Origin of the sequence: Bacillus sp. DTU_2020_1000418_1_SI_GHA_SEK_038 (genome assembly GCF_032341175.1) — a bacterium.
Taxonomy (GTDB): domain Bacteria; phylum Bacillota; class Bacilli; order Bacillales; family Cytobacillaceae; genus Cytobacillus.
This window is the reverse complement of the sequence record NZ_CP135435.1, coordinates 1,348,021-1,365,695: the sequence shown is the minus strand read 5'-3', so window position 1 is coordinate 1,365,695 and position 17,675 is coordinate 1,348,021. Positions and strand designations below refer to the sequence as shown.

Sequence of the window (17,675 nt, the reverse complement as noted above, 5' to 3'; positions counted from 1 at the left end):
GGCAACCACTCCTTTCATAAATATATATATGAAAGAAGATTAATGATTTTCACCATATAAAAAATGAGGCAGGCTTTTAGCCGACCTCATTTTACTCGAAAAAAGCTTAATCCGAGATTGATCTCACTTAATACTTCTTCATCTTTTTCCTTTTGTAGAGCCTTTTCTAATGCAAGGCGAGCCGTTTCTCCGCCAATTTTTCCAATTGCCCATGCGGCAGTGCCGCGGATAACAGGGCGTGAATCTGAATTCAACACCTCAATGAGTTCATCAACAGCGGTTTCGTCCTTAAAATGTGCTAAGGCGAAAATGGCATTACGCTGAATAGGCTTTTTCCCTCTCCAAGATCCTGATAGAGGTCCAAACTTTTCTTTGAAATCCCGGTTGCTTATTTGCAGCAACGGTTTTAATAGCGGTTTAACAGTTTCAGGATCTGGCTTCATTTCTTCATGGAAATAATAGTTCTTCCCCTTGTTTTCCGGACAAGCGGTTTGGCATGAATCACAGCCATATAGACGATTTCCTAATTTCTCCCTGAATTCCTCTGGAAGAAATCCCTTTGTCTGTGTGAGAAAAGCAATACATCTTTGTGCATTTAGCTGTCCCCCTTGCACTAAAGCTCCAGTAGGGCATGCTTCGATACATTTATTGCACGTGCCGCAACGATCCTCCATCGGCTGATCAGGCTCAAATGGAATCGATGTAATCATTTCTCCTAAATACACGTAAGAACCGAATTCCGGAGTAATAATAGAACAGTTTTTCCCGCTCCAGCCAATTCCCGCTCGTTCCGCAACTGCTCTGTCCACTAATTCTCCTGTGTCAACCATAGACTTGCATTTGGCATCAGGAACTAACCCCTTAATAAATTCCTCCAATAGCTGCAGCCTATCCCGTAAAATATAATGGTAATCTTCTCCCCAGGATGCACGGCAAAATATCCCGCGTCTTTCTCCTTTTTTACTTACAACTCTCTCGCTCATTTTAGAAGGGTAAGCAAGGGCTATGGAGATAATGGAGCGAGGCTCATCCATCAGCAGTGCAGGGTTAACCCTTTTCTCAATATCCTTTTCTTCAAATCCTGATTGATATTGAAGCTCCTGCTGACGAATAAGCCGATTTTTCATTTCATCAAATGTATTTGCTGTTGTGAAGCCAATTTTATCAATTCCGATTTTTTTACTGTATTCAATGATTTCTTGTTTTAATCTAGCCGAATTCACCTTGACCCCCCTCCTTTCGAGATTTTTCTATATGAAGGTCCAAATATTATTTAAATCATCGCTTCCTATGATAAACTATTTTTAAATAATTTGGGAGGTGGAATGGTTGGAAATTCATGTTTCGTCTGAGCTTTGCGAACTAATACCAGACATTAAAATCGGAGTTATTCGCTATCAGAATATTGAGGTAGGTGAATCTCCGCAAATGGTTAAAGGACGACTGCAGCTGTTTCAAGAATCCATTTACTTCGAATTAGAGGATAAAAATGTAACAGATTTAGATGGGATCAAAGAATGGAGACAGATTTTTAAAGCAGTAGGGAAAGATCCTAACCGTTACCGTCATTCGGCTGAAGCCCTATACCGCAGGGTCAAAAAGCAAAACTATTTACAGCCTGTGAACAGTGCTACTGATATTAATAACTTCTTTTCTTTGCATTATCAAGTTCCAATTGGTGTCTATGATATGGACAAGCTGAATGGGAATGTGACGATGAGGCTTGGAAAAGAAGGTGAGGAATATGTTGGACTAAATGGAAGACCCAATTCACTTCACCGTTTAATTGTAACGTGTGATGATATCGGGGCCTTTGGCAGCCCTTTTGTAGATTCAGAAAGAAGCGCTATAACTGAAAAAACAAAAAACGCTATACATATTGTTTATTTACGCCCTTCATTAAATAAGGAAGAAGCGAATAAAATGGTCACATCGCTTATGAATATGTTTATCCAAATTCATGGCGGTCAAGGAATTGTAAATATCATTGGGTGCTAAAATGGTGGCACCTTTTTTTGAGCATTAAAAAACGCAATACCTCGTTCTTTTTTGAAACGAAACACTGCGTTGATATGTATGGAGCGGGTGATGGGAATCGAACCCACGACAACAGCTTGGAAGGCTGTAGTTTTACCACTAAACTACACCCGCATTTATTATTGTATAAGGAAGTATATTTACTTTACGTTTCATCATGCCTCTTCCTCTGCAAGCTTACTCAAGGATGTGAATCCGTCGAGGCAACTCGTAGCTTATTCAGGAGGCGTTGCTCGTGGCTGTAGTTTTACCACTAAACTACACCCGCATTTTTCTATAATAAAAAAACAGGATTCCCTGTAAATTTGATTACAATTAATTAACAACTCCTTAATAATACAACCCTATTTAGGTAACGTCAAGTTTTTTTCGACAAATTTCTCTATTTTTCATTGTTTAGAAATTCTTTAGAATTGTTTATTAACACAACCAATGGAGAGTCTTCCTTGTAAATATTTCTGGATAGGTATCTGTTTTTTTTGTTAACCTGTCCAAATAAACCATTTTACTGGACAGGCTTTTCACTTTTTTCGAAAAACAGTCCTAATATTCATGGGAGGACCTTCTTAAGGCTTCCAAAAAAAAATTCAGATTGATCTTTCTAAAAATCTTACCATCTGTGTGACAAAAAACAATTCTGTTTTTACATTGATATGTTATCCTAGGTATATACTACTTTTGGAGGTATCGAGATATGGCAATTACTTTAGAAAACCCTAAAAATGCCAAAAGTGACAAACCACAATTTTCAAGGACAAACCCATTTTTAGCAAAGGTTCTAAAAAATATTAATTTAAATGGAACAGGCTCAAGTAAGGAAACAAGACATATTGAGTTATCATTAAAAGGTTCTGGCCTTTCGTATGTTCCAGGAGATGCGCTTGGTATTGTCCCTGAAAATGATCCAGAGCTTGTATCGTCCCTTCTAAAGGAAATGGGATGGGATGAAGAAGAAATTGTAACTGTTGGGAAACAAGGAGAGTCGCTGCCATTGATGGAAGCGTTGACAACCTATCTTGAAATTACTCTCCTGACGAAAAAGGTTTTACAGCAGGCAGCAGCATTTACAGAAAATGAAGAGCTGCAAAGGCTTATATTGATTGAAAATGCAGATCAGCTTAAAGAATATTGTTATGGTCGCGATTTATTAGATATGTTGCGTGACTTTGGCCCTTGGAAGGCATCTGCTCAAGAAATCGTCTCCTTATTGAGGAAAATGACGCCGCGTCTCTATTCTATTGCTAGCAGCATTACAGCAAATCCAGATGAAGTTCATCTAACAATCGGTGCTGTTCGCTATACTGCTCACGGACGTGAACGAAAAGGTGTTTGTTCTGTCCAATGTGCTGAACGTGTTCAGGAAGGAGATTTACTTCCAGTCTTTGTTCAACCAAATAAACACTTTTATTTACCAGAGTCTCAAGAGAAAGATATCATTATGGTTGGGCCTGGGACAGGCATTGCTCCATTCCGTTCATTTATTCAAGAATGGGCAGTAAATAAAGCTCCTGGCCGTACATGGCTCTTTTTCGGAGATCAGCATGCAGCAACGGATTTCCTTTATCAAGACGAATTAGAAAATTATCAGCACGACGGGGTGTTGACGAAACTCGATACTGCCTTCTCTCGTGATTCAGCTCAAAAAGTGTATGTGCAGCACAAAATGCTAGAAAATAGTAAAGAATTGTTCCAATGGATTAATAATGGAGCTTATTTCTACGTTTGTGGGGATAAGGAACGTATGGCGAAAGACGTCAACGAAGCGCTTGTTACTGTTATTGAAAAAGAAGGCGCGATGACTCGCGATGAAGCCGAAGCTTATCTGAAGGATATGCAGAAGCAAGGTCGTTATCAACGTGATGTATATTAATTGAAACACATTCTATAATAATAAAAAGTGCCCCACCGTTCCAAACCAAACAGAGGGGTGCTTTTTATTTAATTTATGGTCATTTCCTAATAGAGATGGTTAGTCTAGTTATACCTATTTCTTTGCTAATTTTTCACGGTCAGCGGCTTCAGGTGCTTGTTCCATCCATCCTTGATCAATCATAATTTGAGCACCATCCTCTACATATAAGGCAACGTCCATTAGAAGCTTTGCATACATTCCCCCAATATCACGCCTTCCATTAAGAGACGCTCCGTTTGCATATGTCCTTATCTTCATGGAAAACATATCTATTTTATGCCATAGCATCAATTTTTCTGAAAATGGTGAAGAGGTAGAAGTGCTTACTAAATCATCTAATAATGATGGAGATGGTAAATTCTCTTGATGTATTTGTTGTGAACAAATTTCTATATGTTTATTGGTGAGTTCCTTTCCTCTAAGAAGGAATCCTTGAATTTTTTCGGTTTTAGCTACTTGACTAAAACCGATTAATAACCCCTTACTTGTTACATTGTTTTCAATATTATCATAAATATGTGCAATCTCTAGAGCGTGCAGCGGCCTAACATTTCCAAAAAAACCATTTAGATATTTTTTTCGTTTGACAAAATCAACCTTTTGGGGAATTGGAATGAAGGGTGGTTTTACTAAGAATCCCTTGTCCTCTAAAGTATCATTGATATCTGTGATCAGCTTTATCGTGGAATTAAGGGTAGTAATAAAGAATTCTCTTATATCTTTTCTTATCATTAAAGGAATGGCTATTGAATAAATGCTCATCCCTGCTTTACATGTATATTTCAAATAATGTAGGTAGAACTCATCGGAAAATAATCTTGGTGCACCCAAGTTCACATCTTCCTCTGTAAATCCGATGGGAATAGGGAAGTTTTCTTTGATAAAAATTTCTCTAATCTTTTCTACGATCGTTTCGCTTAAATTTAAAGCCGTTTCTAAAACCTGTTTAATATCTTCATCTTCAATGTGTTTAAGATAATAACTAATAACACACTTGGCCATAGTATTTCCTGTATACGTTGCCCACAGTTTACCTATTTCAGTTGAGGTTAATGTTTCATTATAATTAGCAATTTTATCATCCATATAAGCAACCTCCTGTGAATTTGATAAGGAATAATATTCCCATTACGAGCAAATATATGAGTGAACATCCCTCCAAAAAGGTGTTAGCAAGAATCCAGCTAACACCTTTTTTACCCTTCTTCATTTGTATCTTCAAGCTGTATCTTATTGTATTTATCAGTTTTCCTTTTTTAAGAAATCATAAATACACATTCATAGAATACAGTGTAAAGAAACATGATTAAAGGAGGCTATCTATGCAAATACATGTAGTTCAACAGGGTGAAAACCTGTGGCTGATATCGCAGAGATACGGAGTCAACATGAATCAAATTGCATCAGCCAATCAGTTAGATAATCCAAATATTTTAGTATTTGGTCAAGCACTGGTCATCCCTGCCCCTTATCAAACCTACGTTGTTCAGCCGGGAGATACTCTTACGGCGATTGCAAGACGGTACGGAACGACCATTGAGGCAATTACCGAGGCTAATCAAATTATAGACCCTTCAGTGATTTATATCGGGCAAGTTTTAAGCATTCCAGTCATTTTCCATACAGTAAAGCAAGGGGAAACGCTTTGGCTAATTGCAAGAAATTATGGAACAACTGTAGATGCAATAGCTCAATTGAACCAGATCTCCAACCCTTCCCTGATCTATCCAGGCCTTGTACTAAGAATCCCCGAAAGATCGCGGCCAGTTATTGAAGTTAATGCTTATACAACCAAAGCATCGGAATCTGGGCGCCAGGAAGTTCTGAATTTAGGAAGATATTTCACATACCTTACTCCCTTTACTTATGCAATGAAGGAAGACGGAACCATTACAACAAGGAATGAGGAAGCCGTCCTAGAAGCAGCACGTGCAAAACATGTTGTGCCATTATTAGTCCTCACTAACTTCTCAGGAAATAAATTCGATTCTGATCTTGCCGCAGCCATCCTTCGCAATCCAACTCTTCAGGAAACCTTAATCACCAATATTCTTAATACGATCAGGGAAAAAGGCTATATAGGCTTGAATTTGGACTTAGAATATGTTTACCCTGAGGACCGAGAAAACTATAATGCATTTTTGCGCCGTGTGGTGGCAAGATTGCGTCCTCTTGGATTATCTGTTTCAACTGCTCTTGCACCGAAGATCAGCGCTGACCAAAAAGGGCTCCTCTATGAAGCACACGATTATAAAGCCCAAGGAGAAATAGTCGACTTTATTGTATTGATGACCTATGAGTGGGGATGGGCTGGCGGAAGACCATGGGCTATTGCTCCGATCAATGAAGTCCGGCGGGTATTAGATTATGCCGTCACTGTTATCCCACCTAATAAAATTCTAATGGGTTATCCACTTTACGGAAGAGATTGGAAAATCCCATGGGCACAGGGTACCTTTGCCAAAACTGTCAGTCCACAAGAAGCTATCCGCCTTGCTGCTAAATACGGAGTTGCGATCCAATACAATCAAACGTACCAATCTCCGTTTTTTCGATACACAGATGAAAACGGGCAGCAGCACGAGGTTTGGTTTGAGGACGCACGCAGTGCACAGGCTAAATTTGATACAGTGAAAATCTACGGACTAAGGGGTGTCAGCTACTGGGTTTTAGGTAGTCCATTCCCGCAAAATTGGCTGATGCAGGAATGGAATTTTAGGGCGAGGAAATTGATATGATTTTTATATTAACTAATTTGATAAAATCTGTACCAATGAATCCAAAAGGGTTCGAAAATAAGAATTCCACCCTTCTTAACAAACAGACATCGTTTATAGCCACATCTGTAAAAAAGGTGATAAAATCGTACCACATGTTTTGATTTCTGATGACGGCGGACTCTGTTTCCGTTATTTGTGAAAATCCCCCCTCTTTGGTCAGCTAGCGGACTGTCGTTCCTTTATTTGATGAAAAACCCTTCATTATCCCCTTATTTTTATCAAATAAGGAATTCTGTGTCCTATTAAACTGCTAATAATAAGTATTTAAGTAAATAGAGGTTACTGTGTCCTCTAAAAATCCATCATCACTCAAAGTGAACAATTAATGTAACACTTTTCTTCTGCTTTAAGTGTAAACCCCATTAAAGATGCCCAGAGAATTACAAATCTCTGAGCGTTTTTTTGTGTTAAATTCATTAGCATTTTTACTGCCATTTACATTACTCTCATTTTGCTCAGGATGAAACTAGGTTGTTTTTCCAAAAAAAATACCCATAATGGCTGTTTTCACAACATTCATGGGCATTCGATCATATTTATATTTATTTTGGAATTAAATAACAAGTCCTCCATCAATACTCAATATTTCTCCTGTAATAAATCCTGCTTCGTCTGATGCAAGAAAGGTATAGCCATTTGCTATGTCAGCGGGTTCAGCCATCTTATTTAATGGGGATTTAGCTTTCATCATTTCGACTACTTTATGAGGCAGGCTCCTAATCATATCGGTTTCCACAAATCCTGGAGCAATTGCATTTACACGAATTCCGTATTTCCCTAGTTCTTTTGCCCAGGTTTTTGTCATACCATTTACTCCCCATTTGGCTGCTGCATAATTCGTTTGTCCGAAGTTTCCATAGATTCCAACAACAGAAGATGCATTAATAATAACGCCTGCTCTTTGATCTTTCATTATTTTTGCAGCACACTGACCAATATTAAATACTCCCTTTAAGTTCACATCAATAACTTGATCCCACTGTTCTTCAGACATGTTAATAAGTTGAGAATCCTGGACAATCCCTGCATTATTAATTACAATTTCTATTCGCTCATAATGCAATAATGCCTGCTTGAATAAATAGTTAACCTCATTCCGTTTCGTAACATCGGTTACAACCCATATGGCCTCTCCGCCTATTTCTCTAATTTCTTCCGTCCTGCTTATGAGATCCTGTTCATTTAAATCCGCTAAAACTAATTTTGCGCCTTCTTCTGCAAATTTTTTAGCCGTTGCTACGCCAATCCCTTTTCCTGCACCCGTTATGACTGCCACTTTCCCAGCTAATCTCATATTATTTTTCCTTTCAAAAAGAAATTCTCAGTATTTGCTTCAGGAACAAAAATTTTATTTTAATGCCTAAATAATTTTTAAGTCCCGGTTGGAGGAATATCTTCAACTTTATCATTAGAATAATTATCTTGAATTGTTGAGATAACCTTTTTAGTAGAATCGCTTATTTCGCTTTCAAAATATGGTTCATATGCTTCTAAAGGAGCTTTCTTACCAAAGTAAACAGCAATTAAAACTCCAACGAAAGCAAACCCTAATGCAACAATAAATGGATTAGTTGCTCCTAATATTTTTGCGATGATATAAACACCAGATCCAATTAAAATATTTGCATAAGCTCCAGCACTGTTCATCCGTTTCCAATACAAGCCTAAATATACGACAAAAAAGAAGGCTGCACCAAATCCGCCATATACATACGTGAATCCCATTGCAAGTAAAACTGGTGGTTTTATAGCACTTAATACTGCAAGGATACCAAGTCCAATTACTGTATATCTTAAGTGCTTTTTAGAAGTAACCTCAGACGTTTTGGATGTAAAAATATTTTTATAAATATCATAATAAAGCGATGTGCCACAATGTAATAGCATAGAGTTAGCAGTTGAAACTGCTGCAGCACATAATGCCACTAAAGTAAGCGCTCCAATTAAAGGATGCGCATATTGAGTGATAACTAACGGCATTATATAGTCTGTTGTTTGTCCCGCTGGCATACTAGGGATTAATGCTTTTGCACCAAGTCCAATAATAATTAGCGGAACAAAAATAGCAATTAATAATCCAACTGAAATCATCATTTGAAGTATGGCTACTTTTATACTTTTAGGTGCCAGCATTCTTGCAACCCAGTGAGGTGACACCGCAGCACCAAGTGAGTTAGATATGAAAATCGAGAAAAGAGCACCCAAACCGAAAGTCCCTACTGGTGAAAGTAAAACCCCTTTGGATAAATTTTCTCCTCCCACAATAGTTGGAGCAGTGGTCGTTGCAAGTGTGTTATAAATATTTGCAAATCCTCCTGTAGCTATTAGAACGGCTACTGCTCCTAAAATAACTCCTAAGACGATTAAGATGGTATTAACTGTATCCGTGACTGCAACCGACCAGAAACCTCCTATACTTGTAAAAAGTAGAAAGGCTAAAAATGCAAAAATGGCAATTTCATATTTCACACCCGTAATTGTAGAAAAGACAATACCGAATCCAACTACTTGCAGATGTGTGAAAATAAAATATCCAACAAGCATTAGAGCAGCGACAAGTGTACGCAAATGGCTGTTTTTCTTTAAGGGCTCATATCTTAGATGAATAAATTCAGGAAATGTTTTAGCAGGAGTTTCTGGTCTTCTAACCTTATAGGCTACGATTGGGATTAAAGCTGTACCGAAAAACCATCCTGCTACCCATCCAATAATAGCTGCTACACCAGAGCTATATAAATAACCGGGAACGCCCATTACAGAAGCAACACTTACCCAAGTCGCAACTGTTGTTCCAACTCCAATAAATAAACCCATTCTATGTCCGCCAGTTGTAAAATCTGACATAGATTCTACATTCTTCAAACTTTTCAAACATGTCCACACAATAAATAGTAAATAAAATGCAAAGACTGCAATATACCACATGGCTTATCCCTCCTATTTATATAATTTTCCTGAACTTCCCCACCGCTTGACTTTCGATTTTTCAACTTTATAACAAAGTATCGTTCCAATTATTAATGAAAACGCAATAGTTAGACCCCATATAGAAAGTGCAACAGCCATTTGGTTACCGCTCCTTTACAAGTTTTGTTGTTTTATTTTGATATTTAGCATTAAACAATTCAAACGAGTATAAATTTTCGGAAAATACAGGAGTCACCTTTTTATCTTCAGCCTCAGATACGAGCTTTACAACTAAATCGTTGAAAGGAGTCAAGATGCTAAAGGCTTTTCCTTTATCAGAAACGTAGCCATTAATATAATTAATTTCCGTCTTTACTTTTCTATCTAAATCTTGCAGCATGCTTGCTTTTAAATTCCTATGGGGGGACCAAACTTCATGGTAAAAATCCATCTTCTCCTCAACCTTTTGACCATCTTTCAGTTCTAAAAATTCCATATCCTTTCCTTGCATTTTAGCTAATTGAATACCTTGTGCATGAGCTACTTTTATCGTTTCGTCAGCAATAAAAGCTAAACTTGTCATGGCAATTTTATTATCTAACACTTCTCCAAAAGTACAGCCCAGTGCTGCAGACATTCCACTAAAAGTTGCATTCATGAGCAGCTTAGACCATTTCATACCAAGAATATTTGTGGAGATTTCGCAATAGCCAATATGTTCTAAAACTGATTTTATTATTGAGAGCCTTGGGGTAACCTCCCCAGTCAATTCTCCTATATCAAAAGCATATTTTCTTACCGTTTCCCACTCTGTAGTTAATTCAGATTCACCAGGGCCTTTCCATGTTGCCCCAAATCCGACTACCCCGCCTACCGTCCTTTCAGCTCCTACAATTGAGGATACATAATCTTCAGGAATACCATTCTGCAGAGTACAAACAATACTATTTTCATGAAGGTAAGGGAGTAATTGTTTTAATGATTCATAGTTATACACCTGCTTTGTTAGTAAAAATACTAGATCATATGTCTTATTTATATTATTTGGTGTTAAAGCGTTTACACTGATGGTTTTATTAATGAATCCAGATAGTGTAGCACCCAATTGATTCAGCATGTTTACATGATTTATATTAATATCTATTAAATCTACTTTTTCACCACCTTCTGTCATTAATGCTCCTATGATGGTACCTAGAGAGCCGGCGCCCATTATTGCGATATTCATATACTAAATCACCTATTTCTTGTTTTTATTTTTCTAAAAAACCTAATATAAATATTAAACCTGAAAACCTTCTATTGTTGTCAATAGATTAGCTCTTTTCAACTTATTTATCCCTAATATTTCTCTAGCTTCATCTGGTGTTGCAACCTCTCTTCCTAAAGTGTTCGATAGTTCAACAATTCTCTTCACAAATTGAGTGTTTGCAGTGGCAAGTTCTCCTTTTCGGAAATATACGCTATCTTCCATCCCTACTCGTACATGACCGCCTAACAAAATACTCATTGTGTTAATAGTTAACTGCTCTTTACTTGCTCCTATTGCCGACCAAGTTGAACCTTCCGGGATACTATCGATTAAGAACATTAAGTTCTTTGGAGTTGCAGGCATCCCGCCTTGCACACCTAAAACAAATTGAAAATGAAATGGTTCTTCTAATAGTCCTTTTTTTGCAATTCTTAAAGCATTGTGGATCATTCCAACATCAAAGATCTCTATTTCCGGCTTTATTTGGCGTTCTATTGTAACCTCTGCCAATCTCTCCAAAAATAAAGGTGTATTATGAAATACATCTTGACCAAAATTCATCGTTCCAGCATCAAATGTTGCCATTTCGGGATTTAATTCACAAACTTTTAATCTTGTTTCATCATCATTCCCTAAGCCTCCAGCAGTTGTTAAATTTAGTATAATATCGCATTTATCCTGAACGCGATCAATCACTTCTTTATAAGTGTTTAAATCCAAAGTATTATTTCCTTTCTTATCCCTAACATGGATATGTGCTATAGCTGCACCCTCTTTCCAGGATTCATAAACTGAATCGGCAATTTCTTTTGGTGATAATGGTACGTAGGGAGTATGCTCTCTTGTCGTTTGAGCCCCTGTTGGAGCTACAGTAATGATTAACTTTTCCATTGTTTTCCCTCACATTCTATTGATTTATATTCAGTTGTTTTTTAATGCAATTTTTGTGCCAACTGTTAAATCGGGAATACAACGGGGTTTATCTTAATCAAGATAGCAAAGTGATGAAAAAAATACTCAGATTTTATGACTAATCTGAGTATTTTACATTATAATCGTTTTTTAATGAGTAAAAAAAGAATCGAATCGATTCCTCTTTTACTCACCTAATGGAATGCCTAGCTTTTTTGCTTTTTTTACGACAGATGATTGGCTGATTTTTAAGGCAGCAGCTATTTTTCTTGTACTTCCATACTTTTTTAATGCACTTTGAATTGTCTGCCTCTCTACTTTTTCCAAAATTTCTTTTAAGCTAATCTCTGTATTTGATGTTCCTTCAAATTCGATATTCAAGATTTTTTTTGCTAAACCAACATCAATACTTTTGTATTTTTCTGAGATAATAACCATTCGCTCTATAACATTTTGCAATTCTCTAATATTTCCTGGCCATTTATACGTTTGAAACACATCATAAACCTCATCATCAAGACTCACTTTTTTTCCATACTTAGTATTGTAATGGTACAAAAAATGTTTTGTTAGAACTTCAATATCTCCAATCCGATCTCTTAGAGAGGGTATATGAATAGGAAATACATTTAATCTATAAAATAAATCTTCCCTAAACTTTCCCTGTTTTACTAGGAGAGATAAGTCACAATTAGTTGATGCAATAATTCGAACGTCAAATTTAATCGATTTTGTACCTCCTACCCTCGTAACCTCCTTTTCTTGGATTATTCTGAGAAGTTTTGATTGTAATTCAAGTGGCATTTCCCCAATTTCATCTAAAAGCAGCGTCCCTTTGTCGGCTAATTCAAACATTCCAACTTTTCCTCTACTTGATGCTCCTGTAAATGCCCCAGCTTCATATCCAAACAATTCGGCTTCTAAAAGACTGGCAGGAATTGCTGCACAATTAACTTTTATAAAAGGTTTTCCTTTTCTATTACTATTCGAATAAATTTCATTCCCTACTACTTCCTTCCCAACTCCAGTTTCACCTGTTATAAGTACCGTTACATCTAAATTTGCTACCTGATGAATCATTTGAATTACAGGTTGAATTTCCTCACTAGTTCCTATGAAGCTCTTAGATATTTGTAAATTTCTTAGATGTTCGATCTCGTTCTGTGAAGCATTCAGCTTATCTTGCATTTCCAATAAATCCGACATATCTCTATTAATAACAACTACTTTTTCTACGTTTCCTTCATTATTTAAAATAGGGGATCCGGAAATTAACACCTTTACTCCGGTGCGAATTTCAGCCATTGCATTAATTGGTTTTTTAGTTTTTAGAATATCAGGTGTAATTGCATTTTTAAATAATCCTGCTTTCATAAGTTCACTCACATACTTATTTAAGACCAGCTCTGGTGCTAATCCAGTTATTCTGCTATAAGCCTTATTCACATATATAGTTTTTCCTTCACCATCGGTAATATAAATTCCATCATATAACTCATCACATATTTTTTTATAATAGTGAATTTCATGTACATTTTTTCCCACAGAATTGAGACCACCTTTAAAAACTTCAAACGAATTATATTCTTTATATTCCCTATATTCCTACTATAACAACTATTCGTTAGTTTTTGTTTATTAATTCCAATTTAATTTTTATTCATGTTTATTAAGGGTAGATTGAAAAAACGCTCCTTACATAATGTAAGAAACGTTTTTCTCATAATAATTCTATACCCTTCCTTTCAAAAGTCGGAGGTCATAATATACTTTATAATACAATACTTACAATAATTGCAGATAAAACACTAACTAGTGTTGCACCATACAATAGTTTCAAGCCAAACCGAGCTACTGTATTTCCCTTTTCCTCATTTAAACTTTTTACTGCTCCTGAAATGATTCCGATAGAGGAGAAGTTTGCAAATGAGACAAGGAAGACCGAGATAATTCCAAGTGTTCGCGGGGTAAAGCTATCCTGCATTTTTGCTAAATCCATCATAGCTACAAATTCATTTGTCACAAGCTTTGTCGCCATAATACCTCCTGCTTGAACAGCTTCATATAATGGAACTCCCATAATTAAAGCAAAAGGTGCAAAGATATATCCCATGATCTCCTGGAACGAAATACCGAAAATTAAATCAAAAACGCCATTAATTCCTGCAATTAATGCAACAAAACCAATTAACATGGCAGCAACTATAATCGCTACTTTAAACCCATCAATTATATATTCACCTATCATTTCAAAAAAGCTTTGTTTTTCCTCTTGAATAATAAGAATATCTTCGCTGGATTTCACAGTATACGGATTAATTACGGATGCAATAATAAATCCTCCAAATAAGTTGAGTGCCAATGCCGTAACCACATATTTTGGTTCAATCATAGTCATATAAGCTCCGACAATGGACATTGAAACGGTTGACATCGCTGAAGCACACAATGTATATAAGCGATTAGCCGGCAGTTGGCCAAGTTGCTTTTTAACCGTAATAAATACTTCGGATTGACCAACCATTGCCGATGCAACGGCATTATACGACTCTAACCTTCCCATACCATTTACCTTACTTAACAACAAACCAATTCCTTTCATAATAAAAGGAAGTATTTTTAAATACTGGAGTATACCAATTAATACCGAAATAAATACGATTGGAAGCAGAACGATTAGGAAAAAAGGCATTTCCCCTTCATTTGCAAGGCCTCCAAAAACAAATGATATTCCACTGTTCGCATAATCTAATAATGTATTAAATACGTCTGAAAAAACTTTAATTAATACAAATCCAAATTTTGTATTTAACAATAACACCGCTAATAAAACTTGGATTACAATCATCAGAATAATTGGTTTAATTTTTATATCTTTCCGATTAGTACTTAATAAATAAGCAAGTCCCAAAACAACAAGCAGTCCAAACAAAGCTATTATGTATTTCATTAAATCCTCCGATGTGTAGTTATTTCTAGAAGTTTATTCTTTAAGATTTTAAAAAAACTATTCCTAAGCACTTTATCTCCTCAAGTAAGATAAAATACAAATGCCCAAACTCATACAGTTTATATTCATTTTCATCCTCCCCATAACTAAACTTGCTTATTCTTGCTACATAGAAAATCGCCAAAAAACACAAAAAGGACAATGATCATATGATCAGTCCCTTTTGGATTTCGATTTATGACATCCCAGGAGGAATATACAAATTTAAAAACATAAATATAGATAAATTTCCTACGTCAACAAGCATATGAGAATAGACACTTACTGTAGACTATTAGTACTATAACGTGTGAGTGACCAGATGATTCCCATTTCAACTAAACTAATATACATCTGTTACGAACGATTTGCAATGGAAAAAACTCCCCACATGAGCGGCTTCTTCATCTATGCTTCCTTTAAGTTAGTAAGGAAAGTTATCCTCTATTATTGTTTTAGTATTGTTCTCCCAGTCTTCTCTTATCATTGCATATCCAACAGAATCAAATAATTGTCCGCTTTGTCTCCAGGATCTACGGTTATAAGATTCTTTTACAAATCCGCTATTAAAGAACGTTTTTCTCATCGCAAAATTATCATATCTGGTATGACCTTCGATTCTAATAATATGAGTGTAATTATTGAATACATAAGTACATAACCAATTAAGGACATGGTTTCCTATTCCTTTCCCTCTAACCTTTTCTTTTAATCGCAAATCGAATAAACATATGGGGTCTTCTAAATCAAAAATTCTTATTAAACCAATTTTTGTATGATTATCCATGATCCAAAATGTTTGGTTCCCATTTTTGTTATAATTTCCGTTGGCTAAATTTTCTCTTATAGACTCCTCAGTAGGATTCTCCTGTCCATGAAAACTCCATGTTTCTGATGTTAAAAATACTACTAAATCATCAGCCATTTTATTTTCAAACTCTAAATATGTATACATCGTTATCCCCCTTGAATGGCTGCCTTTAAATAATTAAATCCACTCATTCGATATTCCAGAAGATTTAAAGCGGTAAATAGTATGTCATTCTCTCGTACACTCTTGTCATTCAGTGGTAAAAACTATGCCAAGGATGGTACATTTCAGTGCTCTTAATTATTCAGGAGTTTTGGCCTTCTGCTAAATCCTTTATTTTTATTTTTGCCATTGAGGCAAATTCTACTGATGCATCATAATACATTTGTCCATTCTGCAGCAATGAAAAGTCCCCAATCTCAATCTCAAGAACGGAATGATTTCCATTGTTAACGATTTTATAATGATATGCCACTTCTCCAACTGAAGGTTTAACAATCCAATTTGTAACGTTTAAGGCTATAATCAATTCTTTGTTTTCTTCTGCCTTAATAATTTGTGTTATAGACTTCCCTCCATTAGGGAGTTCCCAAACAACCTCACTCCCCAAAGTCATATCCTCTTGCGGATAATCCTCTGGCAGTTCATCCCACTGTGAAACGTATTTCGGATTAATAAGTACCTCCCAAATTTTTTCTGAGCTAGCTTGAATTTTAATTTTATCCTTTACAATTAACCTTTTAGTCATTTTTCATATTTCCTTCCCTTTTAAGATATTTGTAAAAATGATTTCAGAACTTATTAAGAAACTTTACTTATTTAATGAATCAATTTTCGAGTATGTCATAGATATCCTCAATTAGAATGTTTATCGCCCTCTTAAATGATTCAGCATCCGGGCTTGATATATCAATAAATACGGAATGTATGTCAGGAACAGGTATCCTAGTATTTTCAATTGTAAAGGTGGTTGCTGGTTTGTAAAAGAAAGATGGATATACTAAAATACTTTTTTTTGCATATAGCAGCTGATTATATATCATGATTTGATAGATATCTGCATTTTTGAATACACCGTACGCTTTGTTTTTCGCATCCAGCACTGCTTCAGCAGATGGTTGATAATCTCTTTCTTCATCTTCTGGATTAAATTTATATAAAATATCCGGTTGATATACATTACTACTCAAAATGGATCCATTTAAATATTCCGTACCTAATAACTTTGGTTCTTTCCAAATCGAAAAATTCCTTTCTTCCGTTACTTCCAGAAGAATCTTTCGAATAAATTGTTCGAAGAGTAAATCAAAGTTAATGAGAAAACTCTCACCACCAACGTTTCCTCTTGCTCCATCGTAAAATAATGAGTCAATAATCATAGCCGCCTCAGAAGCGACTTTTTTATATCGGATATTTTTCGAATTAAAATGGATTTTGCTTAGAAATTCACTGGCATTTTCAGTAATAGGATTTACGTTATCATAATAACCAAGTAATTCAATAGCTTCCGAACTGTTTTGACCAGATCGGGAAATAATTTGTAGAGCACCTATTATTAATCGATTGATATCTACATTCAACGATAATGTGTATACTTTCGTTTGGACAGGATCATTTCTTAATTTCATCATATTTTTATAAGTAGATACGTAATCGACATTCCCTTTGAAAAATTTAGATTGTTTTTCTACCGGAAAATAATCTTGTAAAATTCCAATCGAAATATTTTCCCGTAATTTCCGTAAAAAGGAATTAACAATATTTTGGCTTTGAGTGCTTTCATTGATATCTAACAATTCATCGTCCTGAACATCGCTATAACTATATACATAATTATATAGTCTTAAAATATGATCTAAGTGGATTTCTTTATATTTTGGTTCTATATGGATCAATCTTCGTGGTGTTTTTATATAACCTGTAAGTGATTTACTAAGTGTAATAATAGAAGAATCTTTTTGCTCCTGACTCCATTTAATGCCTTTCTTTTCAAGGAAATGTGTAAAGAATTTTATTTCATCTGGAAATACGTAAATTAAATGTTGTCCATCCGCATTAGTGATTTTTTCCACAAG

14 protein-coding genes and 1 tRNA gene are annotated in these 17,675 nt (G+C 35.7%); 3 read left to right on the top strand and 12 right to left on the bottom strand.

The features are described from left to right. Nucleotides 1–86 precede the first annotated feature (86 nt). Entirely contained in the window at nucleotides 87–1,223 is a 1,137-nt protein-coding gene (queG, locus tag RRV45_RS06750; protein WP_315668029.1) for a tRNA epoxyqueuosine(34) reductase QueG, read from the bottom strand. Between the two features lie 106 nt (nucleotides 1,224–1,329). Between queG and RRV45_RS06745 the strand changes: the two genes are divergently transcribed. Continuing rightward, nucleotides 1,330–1,998, top strand: a complete 669-nt coding sequence (locus RRV45_RS06745; protein WP_315668027.1) for a B3/B4 domain-containing protein — start codon at nucleotides 1,330–1,332, stop codon at nucleotides 1,996–1,998. Between the two features lie 79 nt (nucleotides 1,999–2,077). Here RRV45_RS06745 and RRV45_RS06740 read toward each other — a convergent pair. Next, nucleotides 2,078–2,151: transfer RNA gene (locus tag RRV45_RS06740), tRNA-Gly, on the bottom strand. Nucleotides 2,152–2,731: 580 nt separating this feature from the next. Between RRV45_RS06740 and RRV45_RS06735 the strand changes: the two genes are divergently transcribed. Continuing rightward, a complete protein-coding gene (locus RRV45_RS06735; protein WP_315668025.1) occupies nucleotides 2,732–3,907 on the top strand; it encodes a sulfite reductase subunit alpha in 1,176 nt (391 codons plus the stop codon). A gap of 114 nt (nucleotides 3,908–4,021) precedes the next feature. On the opposite strand, the gene RRV45_RS06730 is transcribed toward RRV45_RS06735, so the two are convergent. After that, the gene (locus tag RRV45_RS06730; protein ID WP_315668021.1) at nucleotides 4,022–5,035 is read right to left on the bottom strand and encodes a DUF3231 family protein; all 1,014 of its coding nucleotides are present in this window, start codon (nucleotides 5,033–5,035) and stop codon (nucleotides 4,022–4,024) included. A 236-nt stretch (nucleotides 5,036–5,271) separates the two neighbouring features. Here RRV45_RS06730 and RRV45_RS06725 point away from each other — a divergent pair, with 236 nt between their 5' ends. Next, nucleotides 5,272–6,687, top strand: a complete 1,416-nt coding sequence (locus tag RRV45_RS06725; RefSeq protein WP_315668020.1) for a LysM peptidoglycan-binding domain-containing protein — start codon at nucleotides 5,272–5,274, stop codon at nucleotides 6,685–6,687. 595 nt (nucleotides 6,688–7,282) lie between these two features. On the opposite strand, the gene fabG is transcribed toward RRV45_RS06725, so the two are convergent. From fabG to RRV45_RS06680, 9 genes are all read right to left on the bottom strand, one after another. Beyond that, the gene (gene fabG / locus RRV45_RS06720) at nucleotides 7,283–8,023 is read right to left on the bottom strand and encodes a 3-oxoacyl-ACP reductase FabG (RefSeq protein ID WP_315668019.1); all 741 of its coding nucleotides are present in this window, start codon (nucleotides 8,021–8,023) and stop codon (nucleotides 7,283–7,285) included. A 77-nt stretch (nucleotides 8,024–8,100) separates the two neighbouring features. After that, nucleotides 8,101–9,654, bottom strand: coding sequence for a sodium:solute symporter family protein (locus RRV45_RS06715; protein WP_315668018.1), 1,554 nt, complete (start codon nucleotides 9,652–9,654; stop codon nucleotides 8,101–8,103). A gap of 145 nt (nucleotides 9,655–9,799) precedes the next feature. Next, nucleotides 9,800–10,864, bottom strand: a complete 1,065-nt coding sequence (locus RRV45_RS06710) for a ketopantoate reductase family protein (protein WP_315668017.1) — start codon at nucleotides 10,862–10,864, stop codon at nucleotides 9,800–9,802. 54 nt (nucleotides 10,865–10,918) lie between these two features. Next, on the bottom strand, nucleotides 10,919–11,779 hold the full coding sequence (locus RRV45_RS06705; RefSeq protein ID WP_315668016.1) for a beta-keto acid cleavage family enzyme: 861 nt from the start codon (nucleotides 11,777–11,779) through the stop codon (nucleotides 10,919–10,921). 207 nt (nucleotides 11,780–11,986) lie between these two features. Continuing rightward, on the bottom strand, nucleotides 11,987–13,345 hold the full coding sequence (locus tag RRV45_RS06700) for a sigma-54 interaction domain-containing protein (protein ID WP_315668015.1): 1,359 nt from the start codon (nucleotides 13,343–13,345) through the stop codon (nucleotides 11,987–11,989). Nucleotides 13,346–13,571: 226 nt separating this feature from the next. Continuing rightward, nucleotides 13,572–14,750: a NupC/NupG family nucleoside CNT transporter gene (locus tag RRV45_RS06695; RefSeq protein ID WP_315668014.1), complete on the bottom strand. Its 1,179-nt coding sequence runs from the start codon at nucleotides 14,748–14,750 to the stop codon at nucleotides 13,572–13,574. A gap of 463 nt (nucleotides 14,751–15,213) precedes the next feature. Then, nucleotides 15,214–15,744 (bottom strand): GNAT family N-acetyltransferase, encoded by a 531-nt coding sequence (locus RRV45_RS06690; protein ID WP_315668013.1) that lies wholly within the window; start codon nucleotides 15,742–15,744, stop codon nucleotides 15,214–15,216. Nucleotides 15,745–15,904: 160 nt separating this feature from the next. After that, nucleotides 15,905–16,348, bottom strand: a complete 444-nt coding sequence (locus RRV45_RS06685; protein ID WP_315668011.1) for an SRPBCC domain-containing protein — start codon at nucleotides 16,346–16,348, stop codon at nucleotides 15,905–15,907. Between the two features lie 79 nt (nucleotides 16,349–16,427). Beyond that, nucleotides 16,428–17,672, bottom strand: a complete 1,245-nt coding sequence (locus tag RRV45_RS06680) for a 5-methylcytosine restriction system specificity protein McrC (protein ID WP_315668010.1) — start codon at nucleotides 17,670–17,672, stop codon at nucleotides 16,428–16,430. Between the last annotated feature and the right edge of the window lie 3 nt (nucleotides 17,673–17,675).